The 19,136-nt window shown below is 74.1% G+C and carries 14 protein-coding genes; 2 read left to right on the plus strand and 12 right to left on the minus strand.

Annotated elements, in window-relative coordinates; translation table 11 throughout:
- Positions 1–117 precede the first annotated feature (117 nt).
- The 9 genes from GXP71_RS06965 to GXP71_RS07005 form a co-directional block, all read right to left on the minus strand.
- On the minus strand, positions 118–1,791 hold the full coding sequence (locus tag GXP71_RS06965; protein ID WP_162352064.1) for a GspE/PulE family protein: 1,674 nt from the start codon (positions 1,789–1,791) through the stop codon (positions 118–120).
- A gap of 156 nt (positions 1,792–1,947) precedes the next feature.
- Positions 1,948–2,811, minus strand: coding sequence for a shikimate dehydrogenase (locus GXP71_RS06970; protein ID WP_162352065.1), 864 nt, complete (start codon positions 2,809–2,811; stop codon positions 1,948–1,950).
- On the minus strand, positions 2,804–4,009 hold the full coding sequence (gene mltG, locus GXP71_RS06975) for an endolytic transglycosylase MltG (protein ID WP_162352066.1): 1,206 nt from the start codon (positions 4,007–4,009) through the stop codon (positions 2,804–2,806). Before mltG ends, GXP71_RS06970 begins: the two co-directional genes overlap by 8 nt.
- A 7-nt stretch (positions 4,010–4,016) precedes the next feature.
- Positions 4,017–4,580 carry a Holliday junction resolvase RuvX gene (gene ruvX, locus GXP71_RS06980; RefSeq protein WP_162352067.1) on the minus strand — a complete coding sequence of 188 codons (564 nt, stop codon included), beginning with the start codon at positions 4,578–4,580 and terminating at the stop codon, positions 4,017–4,019.
- Positions 4,580–7,258: an alanine--tRNA ligase gene (alaS, locus tag GXP71_RS06985; protein WP_162352068.1), complete on the minus strand. Its 2,679-nt coding sequence runs from the start codon at positions 7,256–7,258 to the stop codon at positions 4,580–4,582. The genes ruvX and alaS overlap by 1 nt, the downstream gene beginning before the upstream one ends.
- Positions 7,259–7,361: 103 nt before the next feature.
- Positions 7,362–7,748 carry a hypothetical protein gene (locus tag GXP71_RS06990; protein ID WP_162352069.1) on the minus strand — a complete coding sequence of 129 codons (387 nt, stop codon included), beginning with the start codon at positions 7,746–7,748 and terminating at the stop codon, positions 7,362–7,364.
- Positions 7,748–8,116 carry a DUF948 domain-containing protein gene (locus GXP71_RS06995; protein ID WP_124343846.1) on the minus strand — a complete coding sequence of 123 codons (369 nt, stop codon included), beginning with the start codon at positions 8,114–8,116 and terminating at the stop codon, positions 7,748–7,750. The genes GXP71_RS06990 and GXP71_RS06995 overlap by 1 nt, the downstream gene beginning before the upstream one ends.
- 195 nt (positions 8,117–8,311) lie before the next feature.
- Positions 8,312–8,938 (minus strand): 30S ribosomal protein S4, encoded by a 627-nt coding sequence (gene rpsD, locus GXP71_RS07000; protein WP_013771170.1) that lies wholly within the window; start codon positions 8,936–8,938, stop codon positions 8,312–8,314.
- Between the two features lie 227 nt (positions 8,939–9,165).
- Positions 9,166–10,542 (minus strand): replication-associated recombination protein A, encoded by a 1,377-nt coding sequence (locus GXP71_RS07005; protein ID WP_162352070.1) that lies wholly within the window; start codon positions 10,540–10,542, stop codon positions 9,166–9,168.
- A gap of 71 nt (positions 10,543–10,613) precedes the next feature.
- Here GXP71_RS07005 and GXP71_RS07010 point away from each other — a divergent pair, with 71 nt between their 5' ends.
- On the plus strand, positions 10,614–12,857 hold the full coding sequence (locus GXP71_RS07010) for an MMPL family transporter (RefSeq protein ID WP_162352071.1): 2,244 nt from the start codon (positions 10,614–10,616) through the stop codon (positions 12,855–12,857).
- Positions 12,858–13,025: 168 nt separating this feature from the next.
- Here GXP71_RS07010 and GXP71_RS07015 read toward each other — a convergent pair whose 3' ends face one another.
- The 3 genes from GXP71_RS07015 to GXP71_RS07025 all read right to left on the minus strand — a co-directional run bounded on the left by GXP71_RS07015 (position 13,026) and on the right by GXP71_RS07025 (position 16,841).
- Positions 13,026–13,829, minus strand: coding sequence for an N-acetyltransferase (locus tag GXP71_RS07015; RefSeq protein ID WP_162352072.1), 804 nt, complete (start codon positions 13,827–13,829; stop codon positions 13,026–13,028).
- Positions 13,826–15,604: an aspartate--tRNA ligase gene (gene aspS / locus GXP71_RS07020; protein WP_162352073.1), complete on the minus strand. Its 1,779-nt coding sequence runs from the start codon at positions 15,602–15,604 to the stop codon at positions 13,826–13,828. The genes GXP71_RS07015 and aspS overlap by 4 nt, the downstream gene beginning before the upstream one ends.
- Positions 15,605–15,773: 169 nt before the next feature.
- Positions 15,774–16,841, minus strand: a complete 1,068-nt coding sequence (locus GXP71_RS07025) for an Rv2578c family radical SAM protein (RefSeq protein WP_162352074.1) — start codon at positions 16,839–16,841, stop codon at positions 15,774–15,776.
- Between the two features lie 473 nt (positions 16,842–17,314).
- Here GXP71_RS07025 and GXP71_RS07030 point away from each other — a divergent pair, with 473 nt between their 5' ends.
- The gene (locus GXP71_RS07030) at positions 17,315–19,117 is read left to right on the plus strand and encodes a zinc-dependent metalloprotease family protein (RefSeq protein WP_162352075.1); all 1,803 of its coding nucleotides are present in this window, start codon (positions 17,315–17,317) and stop codon (positions 19,115–19,117) included.
- Positions 19,118–19,136 lie beyond the last annotated feature (19 nt).

The raw sequence follows: 19,136 nt of genomic DNA on the forward strand, positions 1-19,136 counted from the left end.
GGTCACCGTGTCGCGCACGGGCACCGTCACGCGGGCGCCTTCTCGGCACCTGGTCGGTTCATCGGCGGGCGGGACGCCCGACTTGAGCGGTCCGCACGCTCGGGCGGGGGTGCGGCGTCAGGCGACGACGCGCAGGATCTCCTCGATCGAGGTCAGACCCATGGCGACCTTCTGCCAGCCGTCGTCGCGGAGCATGAGCATCCCCTGCTTCGTCGCCGTCGCGTTGATCTCCGCCGACGACGAGTGCGCCACCGCGTGCCGCTCGATCTCCTCCGTGACCCGCATGACCTCGTGCAGGGCGATGCGGCCCTTGTACCCCGTCTTCGAGCAGGTCACGCAGCCCACCGGACGCATGAGCTCGGGGATCGGCTCGCCCGGCACCCACGGGAACCGGGCCGCCTCGAGCTCGCCCGGCGTGGGCGTGTACGGCTCCTTGCACTTGCTGCAGAGCTTGCGCGCGAGGCGCTGCGCGACGACGCAGTCCAGCGCGGAGCCGACGAGGAACGGCTCGATGCCCATCTCCGTCAGACGCGTGATGGCCGACGGCGCGTCGTTGGTGTGCAGCGTCGACAGCACGAGGTGACCCGTGAGGGCCGCCTCGATCGCGATCTGCGCGGTCTCGTGGTCGCGGATCTCACCGAGCAGCACGACGTCGGGGTCCGAGCGCAGGATCGAGCGCAGCGCGGAGGCGAACGTCAGGCCGGCCTTCGGGTTGACCTGCACCTGGTTGATGCCGGACAGCCGGTACTCGACCGGGTCCTCGACGGTGATGACGTTGATCTCCGGCTTCGACACCGCGTTGAGCGTCGCGTACAGCGTCGTCGACTTGCCGGACCCGGTCGGGCCGGTGACGAGGATCATCCCGTACGGCTTGGTGTACGACTCCTGGTACGTCGCGTAGTTGTGCTCGAGGAACGACAGGTCGCGCAGGTCGAGGCTCGCCGTCGAGTTGTCGAGGACACGCATGACGATCTTCTCGCCCCACACCGTCGGCAGCGTCGCGACGCGGAGGTCGATCTTGCGGCCGTTGTGCACGACGGACATGCGGCCGTCCTGCGGCTTGCGCTTCTCCGCGATGTCGATGTCGCTCATGATCTTCACGCGGCTGATGACGCCGCCCTGGATCTGCTTGGGCGAGCGCTGCACCTCGTGCAGCACGCCGTCGATCCGGTACCGGACGCGCAGGTCGTGCTCGGTGGGCTCGATGTGGATGTCGGACGCGCGGTCCGTGATCCCCTGCGTCACCAGCAGGTTGACGTACCGGACGATCGGCGCGTCGTCGTCGACGAAGTCGCCCATCTTCGACAGGTCGGCCTCGGGTGCGGCGACCTCCTCCTCGAACGCCGACGAGAGGTCCTCCATCTCGTCGTCCGCGCGGCAGAAGCGGTCGATCGCGCGCGTCAGGTTGTCGTACGTGGCGATCACCGGGACCACGGGCATGCCGGCCATGGTGCGGACGTCGTCGACCGCCATGACGTTGCCGGGGTCGGCCGTCGCGAGCACGATCGCGCCGTTCTCGATCGCGATGGGCAGCACCACGTACCGACGGCACAGCGTCGCCGGCACGAGCGAGACCGCCGCACGGTCGACGGGGTGCTCGTCGAGGTCGACGTACTCCATGCCGACCTGCGACGCGAGGGCCTTGACGAGCTGGCCCTCGGTCAGGACACCGAGCTCGACGAGCGTCCGGCCGAGCGACTGGCCGCGGGTCATGGTCTCGTCCAGCGCGGCGAGCAGCTGCGCCTCCGTCACCAGGCCCTCGTCGAGCAGGATCTCGCCCAGCTGCTTCACGCGCGCACCTCCCGGTCAGGCCTGCCTCGCGCAGGACCTCTGACCGTCCATCGGCACGCCCGGGCCCGGTCCTGAGGAGTCGTGGCGACTGTGACAGACCGTCGCAGGCCACCGTGCACCGGACGACCGTGCGCAGCACGGTCACATCGCCGGTCGTCAGGCGGGCGGCGCGGCCTCCAGGCGCTCCTCGAGCGCGCGCGCCATCGCGTCGACCGGCCCGGGACGCCCCGTCATGAGACGCACCTGCTCGACCGCCTGGTGCAGCAGCATCCGCTCCCCCGGCACCGCGACGCCTCCTGCCCGCGCCCATGCGGACGACAGCGCCGTGGGGCGCGGGTCGTAGGCGGCGTCGAGCAGCACGCCCGCGACGGACGCGCCCGCGAGCGCGGCGGCCACCGGGTCGGCGGCGCGCGGCGGCAGCGTCGACACGACCGCGTCGGCACGGCCGAGCGCGGCCGCGGCCTCGTCGAGGGGACGGAACACGGGCTCCACGCCCATGCGGTGCGCGGCGCGCATGAGCCCGCCCGCCCGCGCAAGGGCGCGGACGTAGACGACGGGGGCGGTGCACCCGAGCTCGGCGAGCGCGGCAAGCGTCGACGCCGCCGTGGCGCCGGCGCCGAGGACGGCGGCCGAGCGCACCTTCTCCCCCGCGCCCAGGCCCTCGCCGAGGGCCGTGACGAGCCCGTACACGTCCGTGTTGGCGCCGACCAGCGTCCAGGCGGACCCGGAACCCTGGAGCAGCACGGTGTTGACCGCGCCCACGACCTGCGCGAGCGGCTCGACGTGGTCGAGCAGGGGGATGACGGTCTGCTTGAGCGGCATCGTCAGGCTGAGGCCGGCCCACGTCGCGTCGAGCCCCGCGACGAACGCGGGCAGCTGCTCCTCCGTGACGTCGAACGCGTCGTACGCCCAGCCCTCGAGCCCGAGCGCCGCGTACGCGGCCCGGTGCAGGGCGGGCGACAGCGAGTGCCCGACCGGGTGCCCCAGGACCGCCGCGCGCCGCAGCGGCCCGTCACTCACTCCCGTGCTCCTCCAGCCACGCGTTGAGCTGCGCGATGTTGGCCTGGTGCTCCGCGAAGTCGTCGGTGAACAGCGTCTCGCCCGTCTCCGGGTTGACCGTCACCCAGAAGATCCACGGGCCGTCGGCGGGGTGCAGCACCGCGTCGATCGAGACCTCGCCGGGCGAGGCGATCGGGCCGGGCGGCAGGCCGATGCGCACGTACGTCGAGTACGCGTTGTTCGGGTCGTTGTTCTCCGCCGGCGTGGGTGCGCGGACGACGCCCAGCCCGTAGGAGGTCGTCGCGTCGACCTGGAGGCGCATCTGCCGGTCGAGGCGGTTCTGGATGCCGCGGGCGACCTTCGCGCGGTCGTCGGGCAGCTTGCCCTCGCGCTCCACGATGGACGCCTTGGTGAGGAGCTCCTGGCGCTGCTCGACCGGCACGGCGCGCTCGTCGAGCTCGGCGACCATCTTGGCGACCATCGTCTGCAGGACGCTGGCCGCGGTCGCGTCCGGCGGGAGGTCGTACGTCGTCGGGAACAGCCAGCCCTCGACCTTGCCGCCGGCCTCGGCGGGCAGGCCGATCGCGGCGGGGTCGGCGGCCGCGGCGCGCAGCTGGTCGACGCTCACGTCGGGGAGCTTCTCGTTGATCTTGGTGTAGATCTGCTCCGCGTTGAGCCCCTCGGGGATCGTGATGCGGAAGCTCGCGCGGCTCGCGGGGTCGAGGAGGGCGGCGATCGCGGACGCCGCGGGCAGCTCCATGCGGAGCTTGTACGTCCCCGGCTGGATGCTGCCGGCGTTCGGCTCGAGCGCCCACGCCTTGTTGAACGCCTTGACGCTCGCGACGACCTTGGCGTCGACGAGCTTCTGGCCGATCACGGCACCCGAGTCGCCGGACGCGATCGTCACCTCGGTCGAGCCGACGCCCGGGCCGGGGTAGTCCTCGATCGCCTGCTCCTGGCCGCTGCCCTGGAACAGGCCGCCCATGAGCTCGGACACGACGTAGACGGCACCCGCGACGAGCACGAGCGCGACGACCAGCACGGAGAACGACCGGCGGCGGCGCCGCTTGCGCTCGCGCTCGGCCTTCGCCTTGCCGCGCTGCCGCGTCCGGCGCGACTCCGACGGCTGCTGCCGCGCGGCGGGGTCACCGCCGAACAGCTCGGCCGCCTGGTCGCCGCGTTCCACGGGCGCCCACCACTCGGTCTGGCTGTTGCTCACGTACGCGTCACTCCACCGTCGCTCGTCCGTCGCCCGCAGGCCCCCCGTGCGCCGTGCGGCCGTGCTGGGATCGATCGTCGTCGACCGGTTCCCCGGGACGACGCCCCGTCGCACGTTCCGCGTCCAACGCGTACTGCAGGATCACCACCGCGGCCGCCTGGTCGACGACCTGCCGGTGGCGGCGCCCGGATCGGCCGGACGCCTGCAGCGCCTGATGTGCGGTCACCGTGCTCATCCGCTCATCGACCAGACGCACCGGGACGGGTGCGACAGCCTGCGCCAACCCCACAGCGTACGCGCGCGCGGCGGCCGATGCGGCACCTTCGGCACCCGAGAGGTGTCGGGGATGTCCGACATACACGACGGCTGCACCACGTTCCTGCACCTCGTGCACGATCCGCGCGACGTCGGTCGGGGTCCGGCGCTCCTTGCGACCGGGGACGTCGCGCGCGAGGGTGTCGACCGGCGTGGCGATCAGGCCGTCCGGGTCGCTGGCCGCCAGGCCGACGCGCACCGACCCGACGTCCACCGCGAGGCGAGGCCCCCGGGGGACGCCGGTGTCGGCGCTCATCAGGCCCGCAGCCCGTCGACGACCGCCGCGAGGGCGTCGCCGAGGCGCGCCGCGTCGGTCCCACCGCCCTGCGCGAGGTCGTCCTTGCCGCCACCGCCACCGCCGAGCACGCCCGACGCGGTCCGCACGAGCGCACCCGCCCGCACGCCCGCCGACCGCGCCGCGGCGTTCGTCGCGACGACGACGACCGGGCGGCCCTTCGCGACGGCACCGACCGCGACGACGGCGGGCGCGGACTCGCCGAGGCGCGCGCGCACGTCGAGCACGAGGGTGCGGACGTCGTCGGCGGAGGCGTCCCCCGCGTCGTACGTGACGACGCGCGTGCCGTCGACGGTCTGCGCGCCGTCCGCGATGGACCCGGCCGCCGCGAGCACCTGCGCCTGGCGCAGCGTCGCGAGCTCCTTCTCGGAGTCCTTGAGCTTGCCGAGCAGCGCCGAGACGCGCTCGGTCAGCTCGTCGGGGCGGGCCCCGAGCAGGCCCGAGAGCTGCCCGACGAGCGCGCGCTCCTTCGCCTGGTAGCCGTACGCGCCCGCGCCGACGAGCGCGTCGACGCGCCGCACGCCCGAGCCGATCGCCGACTCCGACAGCAGCGTGACCAGGCCGAGCTCACCGGAGCGTCTGACGTGCGTGCCCGCGCACAGCTCGAGCGACCAGCCGTCGCCGATGTCCACGACGCGCACCTCGTTGCCGTACTTCTCCCCGAACAGCGCCATCGCGCCGCGACCGCGCGCCTCGTCGATGGGCATGACCGAGTCGGTGACCTCGAGGTCGTCCTGGAGGCGCTCGTTGACACGCGCCTCGACCTCGGCGACCACCTCCGACGGCGTCGCCGACGGCGAGCGGAAGTCGAACCGCAGCCGGCTGGGCGCGTTGAGCGACCCCGCCTGCGTCGCGCCCTCGCCGATCGACTCGTGCAGCGCCTTGTGCACGAGGTGCGTCGCGGTGTGGGCGCGTGCGATCGCCCGGCGGCGCGCGAGGTCGATCCGCGCGGTCCCGGTCTCGCCGAACCCGACGGTGCCGTCGACCAGTCGGCCGTGGTGCACCGACAGGCCCTTCACCGGCGCCTGGACGTCGTCGACCTCGATGCGCGCGCCGCCGTCGAGCACGATCACACCCGTGTCGGCCTGCTGGCCGCCCGCCTCCGCGTAGAACGGCGTCACGTCGAGCACGACCTCGACGTCCGCGGGCGCCGTCGCGGCCGGCGCGGGCACACCGTCGACGAGCAGCCCGACGACCTTCGCGCGCGCCTCCGCGTCGGTGTAGCCGACGAACTGGACGGGCTTGGCCGCGTGCTCGCTGAGCGTCGAGTGCAGCTCCTGGTAGGCCGCGGTGTCGGCACGGCCCGCGCGCTTCGCCAGCGCGTCGGCGCGCGCACGCTCGCGCTGCGCCTGCATGAGGGTGCGGAACGCCGTCTCGTCGACCGCGACGCCCTGCTCGGCCGCCATCTCGAGCGTGAGGTCGATCGGGAAGCCGTACGTGTCGTGCAGCTGGAAGGCCTGGTCGCCCGAGAGCACGGTCGCGCCCGAGCCCTTCGCCGCCTGGACCGCGGTGTCGAGGATCGTCGTGCCCGCCGCGAGCGTGCGCCGGAACGTCTCCTCCTCCGCGTACGCGACCTGCGCGATGCGGTCGAAGTCGCGCGCGAGGTCCGGGTACGACGCGCTCATCGCGTCACGGCTCATCGGCAGCAGCACGGGCAGCGCGGGGTCGTCGACGCCGAGCAGTCGCATCGCGCGGATCGAGCGGCGCAGCAGGCGACGCAGCACGTAGCCGCGACCCTCGTTCGACGGCGTCACGCCGTCGCCCATGAGCATGAGACCCGAGCGCACGTGGTCGGCCACGACGCGCATGCGCACGTCGTCGTCGTGGCTCGCGCCGTACCGGCGGCCCGACATCTCGACGGCGCCGTCGATGACGGGCCGGACCTCGTCGATCTCGTACATGTTGTTGACGCCCTGCAGCAGGTACGCGACGCGCTCGAGCCCCATGCCGGTGTCGATGTTCTTCTGCTTGAGGTCGCCGAGGATCGGGAAGTCCTCCTTGCCGCCCCCGTCGCCCCGCTCGTACTGCATGAACACGAGGTTCCAGATCTCGACGTAGCGGTCCTCGTCGACGACCGGGCCGCCCTCGGCACCGAACTCCGGGCCGCGGTCGACGTAGATCTCCGAGCACGGGCCCGCCGGGCCGCGCGCACCCGTCGACCAGAAGTTGTCCTTCATGCCGCGACGCTGGATGCGCTCGTCGGGCAGGCCCGCGATCCGCTTCCAGAGCGCCGCCGCCTCGTCGTCGTCGTGGAAGACCGTGACCCAGATCTTCTCCGGGTCGAACCCGTACCCGCCGTCCGCCTGCGACCCGGTGACGAGCTCCCACGCGTAGGTGATCGCCCCCTCCTTGAAGTAGTCGCCGAAGGAGAAGTTGCCGTTCATCTGGAAGAACGTGCCGTGCCGGGTGGTCTTGCCGACCTCCTCGATGTCGAGGGTCCGCACGCACTTCTGCACGCTCGTCGCGCGCGGCCACGGCGGCGTCTGCTCGCCGAGCATGTACGGGATGAACGGCACCATGCCCGCGATGACGAACAGCGTCGACGGGTCGGGCGAGATCAGGGGCGCGGACGGCACCACGGCGTGGCCTCGGCCCTCGAAGTAGTCGAGCCAACGCTGGCGGATCTCGGCGGTGCGCATGGTGTCCTCGTGAGTCGCGTCGTGCCCGTCCCGGGCGGGACGGAGTGGTGGGTGCAGCGCCCGGGGCGCCGCGCGTGTTCCCGCTGCCGGGAACCAGTGTGCGTCAGAAGAAGGCGTAGCCGTCGTCGTCGTCCGGGTCGTCCGTCGGGCCTTCCGCCCAGCGCTTGCGCACGGCGTCCTGCGACGCCGCCCCGCGTGCGCCCCGCGACGCCCACGCCTCGCGCAGCGCCTCGACCCGCTCGGGCCGCTCCGCGCGCAGCCGCTCGACGTCCACGTCCCCGACGAGGTCCTGACGCAGCTGCTCCTCGCGCTCGGCGAGGCCGGCCGCGAACTCCCGTCGCGCGGTGGCCCAGGCGCTGCGCGCGCGGCTCACGCCGTCGACGACCCCCGTCGCGCCCGCCGGCACGTACGCGTCGACGAGCCGCTTGCCCTGCCGCAGAACGACGACCGTCACCACGACGCCGACACCGGCCCAGACCAGGCGGCGCATCAGCGGCCCTTGCGGGCGCCCGCGGACAGCCCTGCGAGCGCGCGCCGCACGCCGTAGGAGAAGGCCGCCGCCTTGATCATCGGCCCGCCGACGGTCGCCGCGAACAGCGACGTCAGCGCGGAGACGTTCTCGGAGACCTGGGCCGCGGCGGTCGTCACCGTGTCGATGTGCTCGAGCTGCACGTTCGACGACGCCACGAGCGTGGCCGTCTCGTCGAGCACGGGCACCGTGTGGTCCGTGAGCTCCTTGATCGACGCGGTCGCGCCGTCGAAGGTCCGCCCGAGCTTGACCAGCGGCACCGCGAGGAACGCGACGAGACCCACGAACGCGGCGGCCGCGATGAGCCCCGCGACGTCACCAGCCGACATGCCACCCCTCCCAGTCCGGGGCCCCGACGACCCCGCGGAAACCCTACCCACCTGCGCGCCCGGCACCGGCACCGCGACCCGCCTCGCGCGTCCTCGCATGCGTGCGAGGTGCGCTCCCCCGCGCCGGTCCGGCCCCGGGGACGCGAACGCCCCGCGTGCGCGGTGCGCGCAGCGGGGCGTTCGGCGTGATGCGGGTCAGCGCGCGTAGTACTCGACGACGAGCTGGACCTCGCAGGTCACCGGGACCTCGGCGCGCTTGGGGGCGCGGACGAGGACGGCGCTCAGCTTCTCGAGCTGCACGTCGAGGTAGCCCGGGACGGCCGGCAGCACGTCGCGGTGCGCACCGGCGGCGGCGACCTGGAACGGCGTCGTGGCCTGGCTCTTCGGCTTGACCTGGAGGGTCTGGCCGGGCTTCACGCGGAACGACGGGCGGTCGACGATCTTGCCGTCCACGAGGATGTGGCGGTGCACCACGACCTGGCGGGCCTGCAGGATCGTGCGGGCGAAGCCCGAGCGCAGGACGAGCGCGTCGAGACGCGTCTCGAGGTTCTCGACGAGGGCCTCACCGGTCAGGCCCGGGGCCTTGCGGGCGTCCTCGTAGGCGCGGGCGAGCTGCTTCTCGCGCAGCGCGTACTGGGCGCGCAGACGCTGCTTCTCGCGCAGACGCACCGCGTAGTCCGACTCGGTGCGGCGACGGGCGCGGCCGTGCTCACCGGGCGGGTAGGGGCGCTTCTCGAAGTGCTTGACGGCCTTCGGCGTGAGGGCCAGGCCGAGGGCGCGGCTCAGGCGGACCTGGCGGCGCGAACGGGTCACACTGCTCACAGAGATACTTCCTGTCGTCGTCTCGATCACACCCGCGAGCGGAAGGTCTTCCGGCGGGGTGGGGCCGACCTGTGGTGGTCACGCGAGGTGACCGGCGGCTGAGGCCCCAGGATGGTCACCGTCCGGATGACGCGAAGGAGATCCGCGCCAGCACTGCCCGGTGACGAGCCTGACAAGACTACCGGCACGCCGGCGTGCTGCCCAAATCCGCGGCGCCCGACGCCGGCTCACGCCTCGTCGAGGATCGCGCGGATGCGGTCCAGCCGCTCGGTCACCTGCCGCTCGAACCCACGGTCCGTCGGGCGGTAGTACCGCGCCCCCTCGAGCTCCTCGGGCAGGTACCGCTGCGCCGCGACGCCGTGCGGCTCGTCGTGCGAGTACACGTACCCCTTGCCGTGCCCGAGGCCCTTCGCGCCGGCGTAGTGCGCGTCGCGCAGGTGCGGCGGCACCGACCCGATGCGCCCGGCCCGCACGTCCGCGAGCGCGGCGTTGATCCCGTTGTAGGACGCGTTCGACTTGGGCGCGGTCGCGACGTGCACGACGGCCTCGGCCAGGATGATCCGCCCCTCGGGCATGCCGATCATCTGGACCGCCTGGGCGGCGGCGACGGCGGTCTGCAGCGCGCTGGGGTCGGCCATGCCGACGTCCTCGGCGGCCGCGATGACGATGCGCCGGGCGATGAACCGGGGGTCCTCCCCCGCGGCGACCATGCGCGCGAGGTAGTGCAGGGCCGCGTCGACGTCGGAGCCGCGCATCGACTTGATGAACGCGGAGATCACGTCGTAGTGCTGGTCGCCGTCGCGGTCGTAGCGGACGGCCGCGGTGTCGATGGCACGCTCGACGGTCGCGAGGTCGACGAGGACGGGGCCGTCGTCCTCGTCCGGCACCGTGCCCGACAGCGCGGCGCCGGCGGCGGCCTCGAGGATCGTGAGGGCCTTGCGGGCGTCACCGCCGGCGAGGCGCAGCAGGTGCTCCTCGGCGTCCTCCGCGAGCGTCACGGCCCCGTCGAGGCCGCGCTCGTCGTCGACGGCCCGGCGCACGAGGCGGCGCACGTCCTCGGTGCTCAACGGCTGGAGGGTGAGCAGCAGCGAGCGGGACAGCAGCGGGGAGTTGACCGAGAACGACGGGTTCTCGGTCGTCGCGGCGACGAGCGTGACCCAGCGGTTCTCGACGCTGGGCAGCAGCGCGTCCTGCTGGGCCTTGGTGAAGCGGTGCACCTCGTCGATGAACAGGACGGTCTCGCCGCCGTCGGTCGCGAGGCGGCGGCGTGCGTCGTCGATCACGGCCCGGACGTCCTTGACGCCCGCGGTCACCGCGGACAGCTCGACGAAGCGGCGGCCCGACGTGGTCGCGACGAGGTAGGCCAGCGTGGTCTTGCCGGTGCCCGGCGGACCCCACAGCACGACGGACGACGGGGCCGCGCGGCGGGCGGCGTCGTTCGTCGGCTCGACGAGCCGGCGCAGCGGCGACCCCGCGACGAGGAGGTGCTCCTGCCCCGCGACCTCGTCGAGCGTGCGCGGGCGCATCCGCACGGCGAGGGGCGCACCCGGTGCGACGGCGGGCACGCCCGCGGCGGTCGCCGTCGCGGCGTCGAACAGGTCCATGCGGGCAGGGTACGCACGCGCGCCGACGTCACCCGAACCGTGCGTGCGGCACCCCGGGTCCACCTGCGACGATGACCCGCGTGTTCGCCCGACTCGGCCGCGCCGTCGCCCACCACCCGCGCCTGACCGTCGTGGTCTGGCTGGTCCTGGCCGTCGCGGGGTACGCCCTCGCGGTGCTGGGCGTGCACGGGGAGAACCTGTTCGACCGGCTGTCGACGGGCGCGCCGAGCGTGCCGGGGTCGGAGAGCGTCGCAGGTCAGGACATCCTCGACGAGGCGTCGACCACCGGGCCGTCGGTCACGCTCGCGCTGAGCGGGGTCGACCCCGCGGACCCCGCGGTCGCGGAGGCGTTCGCGCCGCTGCGGGAGGACCTGGCGGGGATCGACGGCGTGGCGAGCGTGATCGACCCGCTCGCGCTGCCGGGCGGTGCGCAGAACCCGGCGGCGGCGCCGCTGGTCGCGCGCGACGGCGACGGCTTCCTCGTCGTCGTGGAGCTCGCGCCCGACCTCACCGGCGAGCAGGAGGCGACCGCCCACGACGAGGCCGTCGAGGCGCTGCGGGCCGTCCCGCGCGAGCTCGCCGACGTCGCGCCCGACGCGAGCGGCATGGTCGGCAGCACGACGCTCATCGTCCGGGCCATCACGGACCAGGTGGAGACCGACCTGCGCACCGGTGAGGCGATCGCGCTGCCCGTCGCGCTGCTCGTCATGGTGCTCGTGTTCGGCGGCTTCCTCGCGGCCGGGCTGCCGATGGCCGGCGCCGTCGCGTCGATCGCCGGCGGCCTCGCGTCGCTGCTCGCGTTCTCGTACGTGCTCGACCTGGACTCCTCGGTCGTCAACGTCGTCACCGTGCTCGGGCTGGGCCTGTCCATCGACTACGGCCTGCTCATCGTGTCGCGGTTCCGGGAGGAGCTGCACCACCTCGTCGACGACGACGACGGCGAGGGCAGCCGGCGGCGGCGGGGCGACGGAGCCGTGCTGGTCGCGGTCGAGCGGACGATGTCGACCGCGGGCCGCACCGTGACGTTCTCGGCGCTCATCGTCGCGATCGCGATCTCGGGCCTGCTGGTGTTCCGCCCGCCGATCCTGCGCGCGTTCGGCGCCGCCGGCGTCACCGTCGTCCTCGTCTCGGTGCTCACCGCGCTCACGCTCGTGCCCGCCCTCCTCACGCTGCTCGGCCGGCGGATCGTACGGCCGAGCGTCCTGTCCCGGATCCCGGGACTGCGCGGCGTGCTGCGCCGCACGGCCGACGTCGAGACCGAGGACGGCGCCTTCTCGCGGCTCGCGGGGCGCGTCCAGCGGCACCCGTGGTGGGTCATGCTCGGCTCGCTCGCGCTGCTCGGGCTGCTCGCCCTCCCCCTCGCCCGCATCGAGCTGCGCAACTCCACGACCGAGCTGCTGCCCATCGGCTCCGCGCAGCGCGAGTACGTCGAGACGCTGCGGGAGAGCTACCCGGCGGCGACGACGCCCGCCATCACCGTGGTCGCGGAGTCGACCCTCGAGGAGGCCGCGACCTGGGCCGGCGAGCTCGCTGACCTCGAGGGCGTCGCGAGCGTCGACCCGCCGACGACCGTCGGGTCCTACGTCGTCGTCGGGGTGCGCCCGGACACCGACGACCCGGGCGACGCGACGTCGCGCCAGGTGGTCGAGGAGATCCGGGACCTCGACCCCGGCTTCCCGACCTGGGTCACGGGCCAGGCCGCGGGCCAGATCGACTTCACCGCCGCCGTCGCGGAGCGTGCGCTCGTCGCCGCCGGCGTCGTCGCCGTCGCGACCCTGCTGCTGCTCTTCCTCATGACGGGGTCCGTCGTGGTGCCGGTCAAGGCGCTGCTCACGAACACGCTGTCGCTCGCCGCGTCGCTGGGCGTGCTCGTGTGGGTGTTCCAGGACGGCCACCTCACGGGCGTGCTCGACTTCGTGCCGACCGGCGGGATCGAGACGTACGTCGTCGCGCTCGTCGTCGCGTTCGCCTTCGGGCTCGCGATGGACTACGAGGTGTTCCTGCTGTCGCGCATCAAGGAGCTCGTCGACGAGGGCCGCTCCAACGACGAGGCGGTGCGGCTCGGCCTGCAGCGGTCCGGCCGGATCATCACGTCCGCCGCGGCGATCGTCATCGTCGTGTTCGCGGGGTTCGTCGCGGGCAAGCTGCTCGTCATCAAGGAGGTCGGCTTCGCGCTCGCGATCGCCGTGCTCGTCGACGCGACCCTCGTCCGGCTGTTCCTGGTCCCGGCGACCATGACGGTCCTCGGTCGCGCGAACTGGTGGTCGCCGCGCTTCCTGCGTCGCGTGCACGAGCGGCTGCCGCTCCATCACTGAGCCGCGACCGCGCCGGCGGTCCGGACCGGGGGTGCGCGGTCAGATCGGTCGGAGCGGTCCGGACCGGAGATCAGGCGGTGTGAGCGGTCAGCACGGTCAGCACGGTCAGCACGGTCCGCTCGGTCCGTTCCGAGCGAGCGGTCCGCGTCGTCGGGCCGCCCCAGCGGGTCAGGGCGCCGGTCGGTCCGCGCCCCGGGGGCCGAACGACGCGCACTCGAGCCCCGTCCGGAAGCCCAGGCGCTCGTAGACACCGCGCGCCCGCTCGTTGTCGGCGTACATGCCGAGCGACACGAACGCGCACCCGGCTGCCAGCCCGTCCGCGAGGACCGTCGCCGTGAGCGCCGTGCCGACCCCGCGACCGCGGGCCTCGGGCCGCACACCCAGACCGTGCAGGTGCCACGACGGGGCCCGGCCGGGTCCGCCGCCGCGCAGCGACGCGCCGACGACACCGACCAGCCCGTCGCCACCGCGCACGCCCCACCAGCCGGCCTCGCCCGGGTGGGTCGGGTCGGCGGACGTCCCCGGGTTGGCGACGGCGAGGCAGGCGCGGATCGCGGCCGCGTCGACGAGCGGGTCGAGCCGCACGACGCGCGGATCGGCCGCCCAGGCGGCCGGGACGGCGTCGGCGGCGAGCCAGTCCCACGTCGAGAACGGCGCGAGCCGCAGCGCGGCGAGCACGCGCGCCGACGGGGTCGTCCCGCGCGGGACGGTCAGCCAGCGCGCCCGGTCGACGAACCCGGTGCGGTCGAGGAGCGACCCGGCCTCCGGGTGGGCGACCTCGGCGTCGAGCAGCGCGCCGACCCGCCGGACGTCGCCGAGCCCGAAGAGGCTCGGGCCCGCGTCCGAGGACGCCGCGAGCAGCACGCCGTCGTCGTCGCCGACGACGTGCGCGTCGTCCCAGCGGCCGTCGCCGCCCAGCAGCGCGCGGTGCGCGCGCCACCGGGCGGGCAGCCGCGTGAGGAGGGCGCTCACGCCTCCGTCGGGGCCGTCTTCGGCTTCGGCTTCGCGTCGACGCCGGCCTCACGCCGCTGCTCGGGCGTGATCGGCGCGGGCGCGGCCGTCAGCGGGTCGTACCCGCCACCTGACTTCGGGAACGCGATGACCTCGCGGATCGACTCGCTGCCCGTGAGCAGCGCGACGATCCGGTCCCAGCCGAACGCGATCCCGCCGTGCGGCGGCGCACCGAACTGGAAAGCGTCGAGCAGGAAGCCGAACTTCTCCTGCGCCTCCTCCTGCCCGATACCCATGACCTCGAACACGCGCTCCTGCACGTCGCGGCGGTGGATACGGATCGAGCCGCCGCCGATCTCGTTGCCGTTGCAGACGATGTCGTACGCGTACGCGAGCGCGTTGCCCGGGTCCTGCTCGAACCGGTCGAGCCACTCGGGCGTGGGCGACGTGAACGCGTGGTGCACGGCCGTCCAGGCGCCCCCGCCCACGGCCACGTCGTCGTCCTCGCCCGTCGGCTTGAACAGGGGGGCGTCGACCACCCAGACGAACTCCCACGCCTTCTCGTCGATCAGCCCGCCGCGGCGGCCGATCTCGAGGCGGGCGGCACCGAGCAGCGCGCGGGCCTCGGACGGCTTGCCCGCGGCGAAGAAGATCGCGTCGCCGGGTGACGCACCGGTCGCGGCCACCAGGCCGGCACGCTCGTCGTCGGTGATGTTCTTCGCGACCGGGCCGCCGAGCTCCCCGTCCTCGCCGACCGTGACGTACGCGAGGCCCTTGGCGCCGCGCTGCTTGGCCCACTCCTGCCACGCGTCGAAGCCGCGACGGGGCGTGCTGGCACCGCCCGGCTGCACGACGGCGCCGACGTACGGCGCCTGGAACACGCGGAACGGGGTGTTCGTGAAGTACTCCGTGAGCTCGACGAGCTCGAGCCCGAAGCGCAGGTCCGGCTTGTCGGAGCCGTAGCGCGCCATCGCGTCGGCGAACGTCATGCGGCGGATCGGCGTGGGCAGCTCGACGTCGATCAGGCGCCACAGGGAGACGAGGATCTGCTCCGCGAGCGCGATGACGTCGTCCTGCTCCACGAAGCTCATCTCGACGTCGAGCTGCGTGAACTCCGGCTGCCGGTCGGCGCGGAAGTCCTCGTCGCGGTAGCAGCGCGCGATCTGGTAGTACCGCTCGAGGCCGGCGACCATGAGCAGCTGCTTGAAGAGCTGCGGCGACTGCGGCAGCGCGTACCAGGAGCCGGGGGCGAGACGTGCGGGCACGAGGAAGTCACGGGCGCCCTCGGGCGTCGAGCGCGTGAGGGTCGGCGTCTCGACCTCGACGAAGCCCTGCTCGTCCAGGACCGCACGGGCGGCCTGGTTGACCTTCGCGCGCAGGCGGATCGCGCGCGACGGCGCGGGGCGGCGCAGGTCGAGGTAGCGGTGCTTGAGACGCGCCTCCTCGCCCACCTGCTCGTCGAGGGACGACGACACCTGGAACGGCAGCGGCGCGGCCTCGTTGAGGACGACCACGTCGTGCGCGACGAGCTCGATCTCCCCGGTCGCGAGCTGCGGGTTCTCGTTGCCCTCGGGGCGACGGCCGACCTCGCCGGTCACCTGCAGGACGTACTCCGCGCGCAGACCGTGCGCGACCGCCTCGTCGCGGATGACGACCTGGGCGATGCCGGACGCGTCCCGCAGGTCGACGAACGCCACGCCGCCGTGATCGCGACGCCGGTCCACCCAGCCCGTGAGGGTGACGGTGGTGCCGACGTGCTCGGCTCGCAGCGAGCCGGCGTGGTGGGTGCGGAGCACGGGTGTTCCTTCGCTCGACGACGGGTGGGAGCGCCGGACGGGCGCCCGCTCGATCCTAGTGGGCGCCGCCCGTGCCGCGGCCCCGGCATTCCCGGCGCTCGGGACCGCCGGACCGGCCGGGCGCCGACGGGAGGGACGGCCGCGCGCGAGGACGGGCGCCCCGTCGCGGTCAGAAGAGCGTCGGCTGGGCGACCCCGGGGACGGCGACCTCGGGCGCGACGCGGGGCAGGGAGCCCACGGGGTACGCGCCGTCGCGCATCGCGGCGCGGCCCGCACGGTGGCCCGACGGGTCGCCGAAGCCGTGCCGCACGAGCAGCGGCGCCGCACGGTCGCGCAGCCACCGGCCGTACCCGTCGGGCGTGTACGCGCCCGCGCCGTACAGCTCGTCGTACCGCCGGACGAGGTCGGGGCGGTACCGGGACAGCCAGGCCATGAAGAGCGGTTTGACCGAGCCGCGCAGGTGCAGCGGCAGGATCGTGACACCGGACGCACCGGCGTCCGCGAGCGCGGCCAGCAGCGCGTCGAGGTGCTCGGTCGAGTCGGTGAGCCAGGGCAGGACCGGTGCGACCATGACGCCGCAGGGCAGGCCCGCCTCGCGGACCGCGCGGATCAGCTCGAGGCGGGCGCGCGGGGTCGGGGTCCCGGGTTCGAGCTCCGCCTGGAGCTCCTCGTCGAGGACCGCGAGCGAGACGCCGATCCCCACCTGCACGTGGCGCGCGGCGTCGGCGAGCAGCGGCAGGTCGCGCCGCAGCAGCGTGCCCTTGGTGAGCACCGAGAGCGGCGTCCCGTGGTGGACGAGCGCGTCCACGATGCCGGGCATGAACCGGTAGCGGCCCTCGACCCGCTGGTACGGGTCCGTGTTGGTCCCCATCGCGACGTGCTCGCGCCGCCAGGACGGCCGCGCGAGCTCGGCGCGCAGCACGTCGACGACGTTCGTCTTGACGACGATCTGCGTCTCGAAGTCGCGGCCCGCGCCGAGGTCGAGGTACTCGTGGGTCGGGCGCGCGAAGCAGTACGTGCACGCGTGGAGGCACCCGCGGACCGGGTTGACGGTCCACCGGAACGGCATCTGCGACACCGCGGGCACCTTGTTGAGCGCGCTGCGGCACAGGACCTCGTGGAACGTCACGCCCGCGAACTCCGGGGTCCGGACGGTGCGGACGAGGTTGGCCAGCGCGAGCCCGGGCAGGGCGGGAGCGTCCTCCGTCGGTGCCAGCCGCTGCCCGTCCCATCGCACGACGCCAGTCGAACACGTGTTCGACGTGACGTCAACCGGCGTGCCGTCGAGCCCGCGCCCTCGCACGGCGCGACGCGACGGCTCGGAGGCGAGCACCGGCACGTCGCGCGCCGTCTGCGCGCGCACCTCGCCGGCGACGTCGCACGCGCCGTCATGTCTGTAGCGGAAAAGACGATGCCGCACCTTGACCCGGTCCCCGGCCCGTCGGGACACTTCCTACGAGACGCTGTGGAAGCGCTCTCAGACCCCTGGCCGCCCCGGAGCACCGTCTCCCGACCGTGCGTCTGCACCCTCGCAGGCATGGGCGGTGACACGAGTCAATCCATCCATCCGGCTCCACTCCCCCGACGCCCGGCACCGGATCCGGCCGCGCGACTCACCCGTCGACGCGGCCGGCTCCCGGTGCGCCCCGTCGCGCCGCCGTCGCGGCGCCGCTCCCCGACCGCCGCGCCTCGAGAATCGGAAGCACTCCCATGCGACAGCACCGCTCCTGGGCCGCCATCCGCACCGGGCGACCGCCCGGCAGCCGCCGCGGCGCGGCACGTCTCCGTGCCGCGCTCGCGTCGGCCGCGATCGTCGCGCTCCTCGCCGCCGCCGCCGGGTCACCCGCCGCGGCAGCCTCGACGGACGACGAACGCCTCACGGGCACGTACGAGCGCCTGCACGCCGACCCGCCGCTCACCGCGCGCACCGGGCCGGCCCACCCCGCACCCGCGCACGCCGGCGCGCGACCCGGCGAGCTCGCTGCATCAGGCGTCGCGTCGGGCGCGGGCGAGCCTGACAGGACCCACGACGTCGTCCGGCTCACCGACGGCACCCGGGTCCAGGTCGACGGCGACGCCGGCCTCTTCGACGGCGTCGCGCCCGGCCAGCGCGTGCGCGTCACCGGCTCGTCGTCGGCGGACGCGCCCGACGTCGACGAGGCAGCCACGACGTTCGAGGGCGCGGCCGTGCGGACGCTCTCCGCCGCGCCGGGCAGCACCGCCGTCGGCGGGCGCACGGTCGCCGTGGTCCTGCTCCGCCTCGGACCCGCGGGCACCGAGCCCGTGTCCGTCGACGACGCACGCCGCGCCTTCTTCACCGCGCCGGACTCGGTCGCGGCCTACTTCCGCGAGAGCTCGTGGTCGCAGCTCGAGCTCCGGGGCCGCGACCGGCCGGACGGCGACGTCTACGGCTACCTCGAGATCCCGGCCGGCACCGGCTGCTGGGGCGAGGCGTCCGCCGGGACGGACGCGGCGCAGGCGGCCGGCCTCGACCTGGCCGGCTACGACCACGTCGCGTTCGTCCTCGACTCCCCCGACCGCGGCTGCTGGTACGGCGGGTGGGCGTCCGTCGGCGGGCAGGAGTCCGTGAACCTCTGGGCGGGCGACAGCGGCACGCGCGCCGTCGCGCAGCACGAGCTCGGCCACAACCTCGGGCTGAACCACGCGAACGCGCTCGTCTGCACCGCGGCCGACGGACGTCCCACGTCCGTCGAGGAGCCCGGCGGCGGGTGCGTCGTGCGGGAGTACGGCGACCCGTTCGACGCGATGGGCGACACCTGGAACCAGATGCAGTTCTCCGCGAACTACAAGGCGCGCCTCGGCTGGATCACCCCGTCGCGCGTGACGACGGTGACCGGGTCCGGGACGTACACGCTCGCGCCGTCCGAGGCGCCGACCGACCTGCCGCAGGACCTGCGCATCCCGCTGCCGTCCGGCGGGTACTACGACGTCGACCTGCGGCAGCCGTACGGCCAGGCCTGGGACGCGAAGGTCAGCCGCTACCCGGCCCTCATGAACGGCGTCGAGATCCGCCGCGCGACCGACGGCGGCACCGCGCTCGTCGACACGACGCCCGGCGACGGGTACGACGACGCCGCGCTGCAGGTCGGGAGGACGTTCACGGACGCGGCCGCGGGCGTGTCCGTCCGGACGGAGTCGGTGGGGCCCGCGGGCGCCGTCGTGCACGTCGAGCTCGGCCCGGTCGTGGGCGGCGGGTACGCGAGCACCTCCCCGACGATGACGCTGCGCGGCACGAGCACCGGGTGGGCGGCCGTGCCGATGGTGCTCGTCGCCGACCACACGTGGCGGATCACGATGCCCTTCGGCGCGCACCCCGACGAGGCGCTGCTGTTCGACACCGACGGCACGGGCGCGGTCACGTTCGGCGACGCGGACGGCGACGGCACGGCCGAGCCCGGTGGTCCGCGCACCCCGATGACACAGGGGCCGGCGGTCTACGAGGTGACGTTCCGCGACGACACGCTCGCGTACGCGGTCGTCCGCGTCTGGTGAGGCGGGCCGGGGCGCGGCG

The organism is Cellulomonas sp. H30R-01, assembly GCF_010119915.1.
Classification (GTDB): domain Bacteria; phylum Actinomycetota; class Actinomycetes; order Actinomycetales; family Cellulomonadaceae; genus Cellulomonas; species Cellulomonas algicola.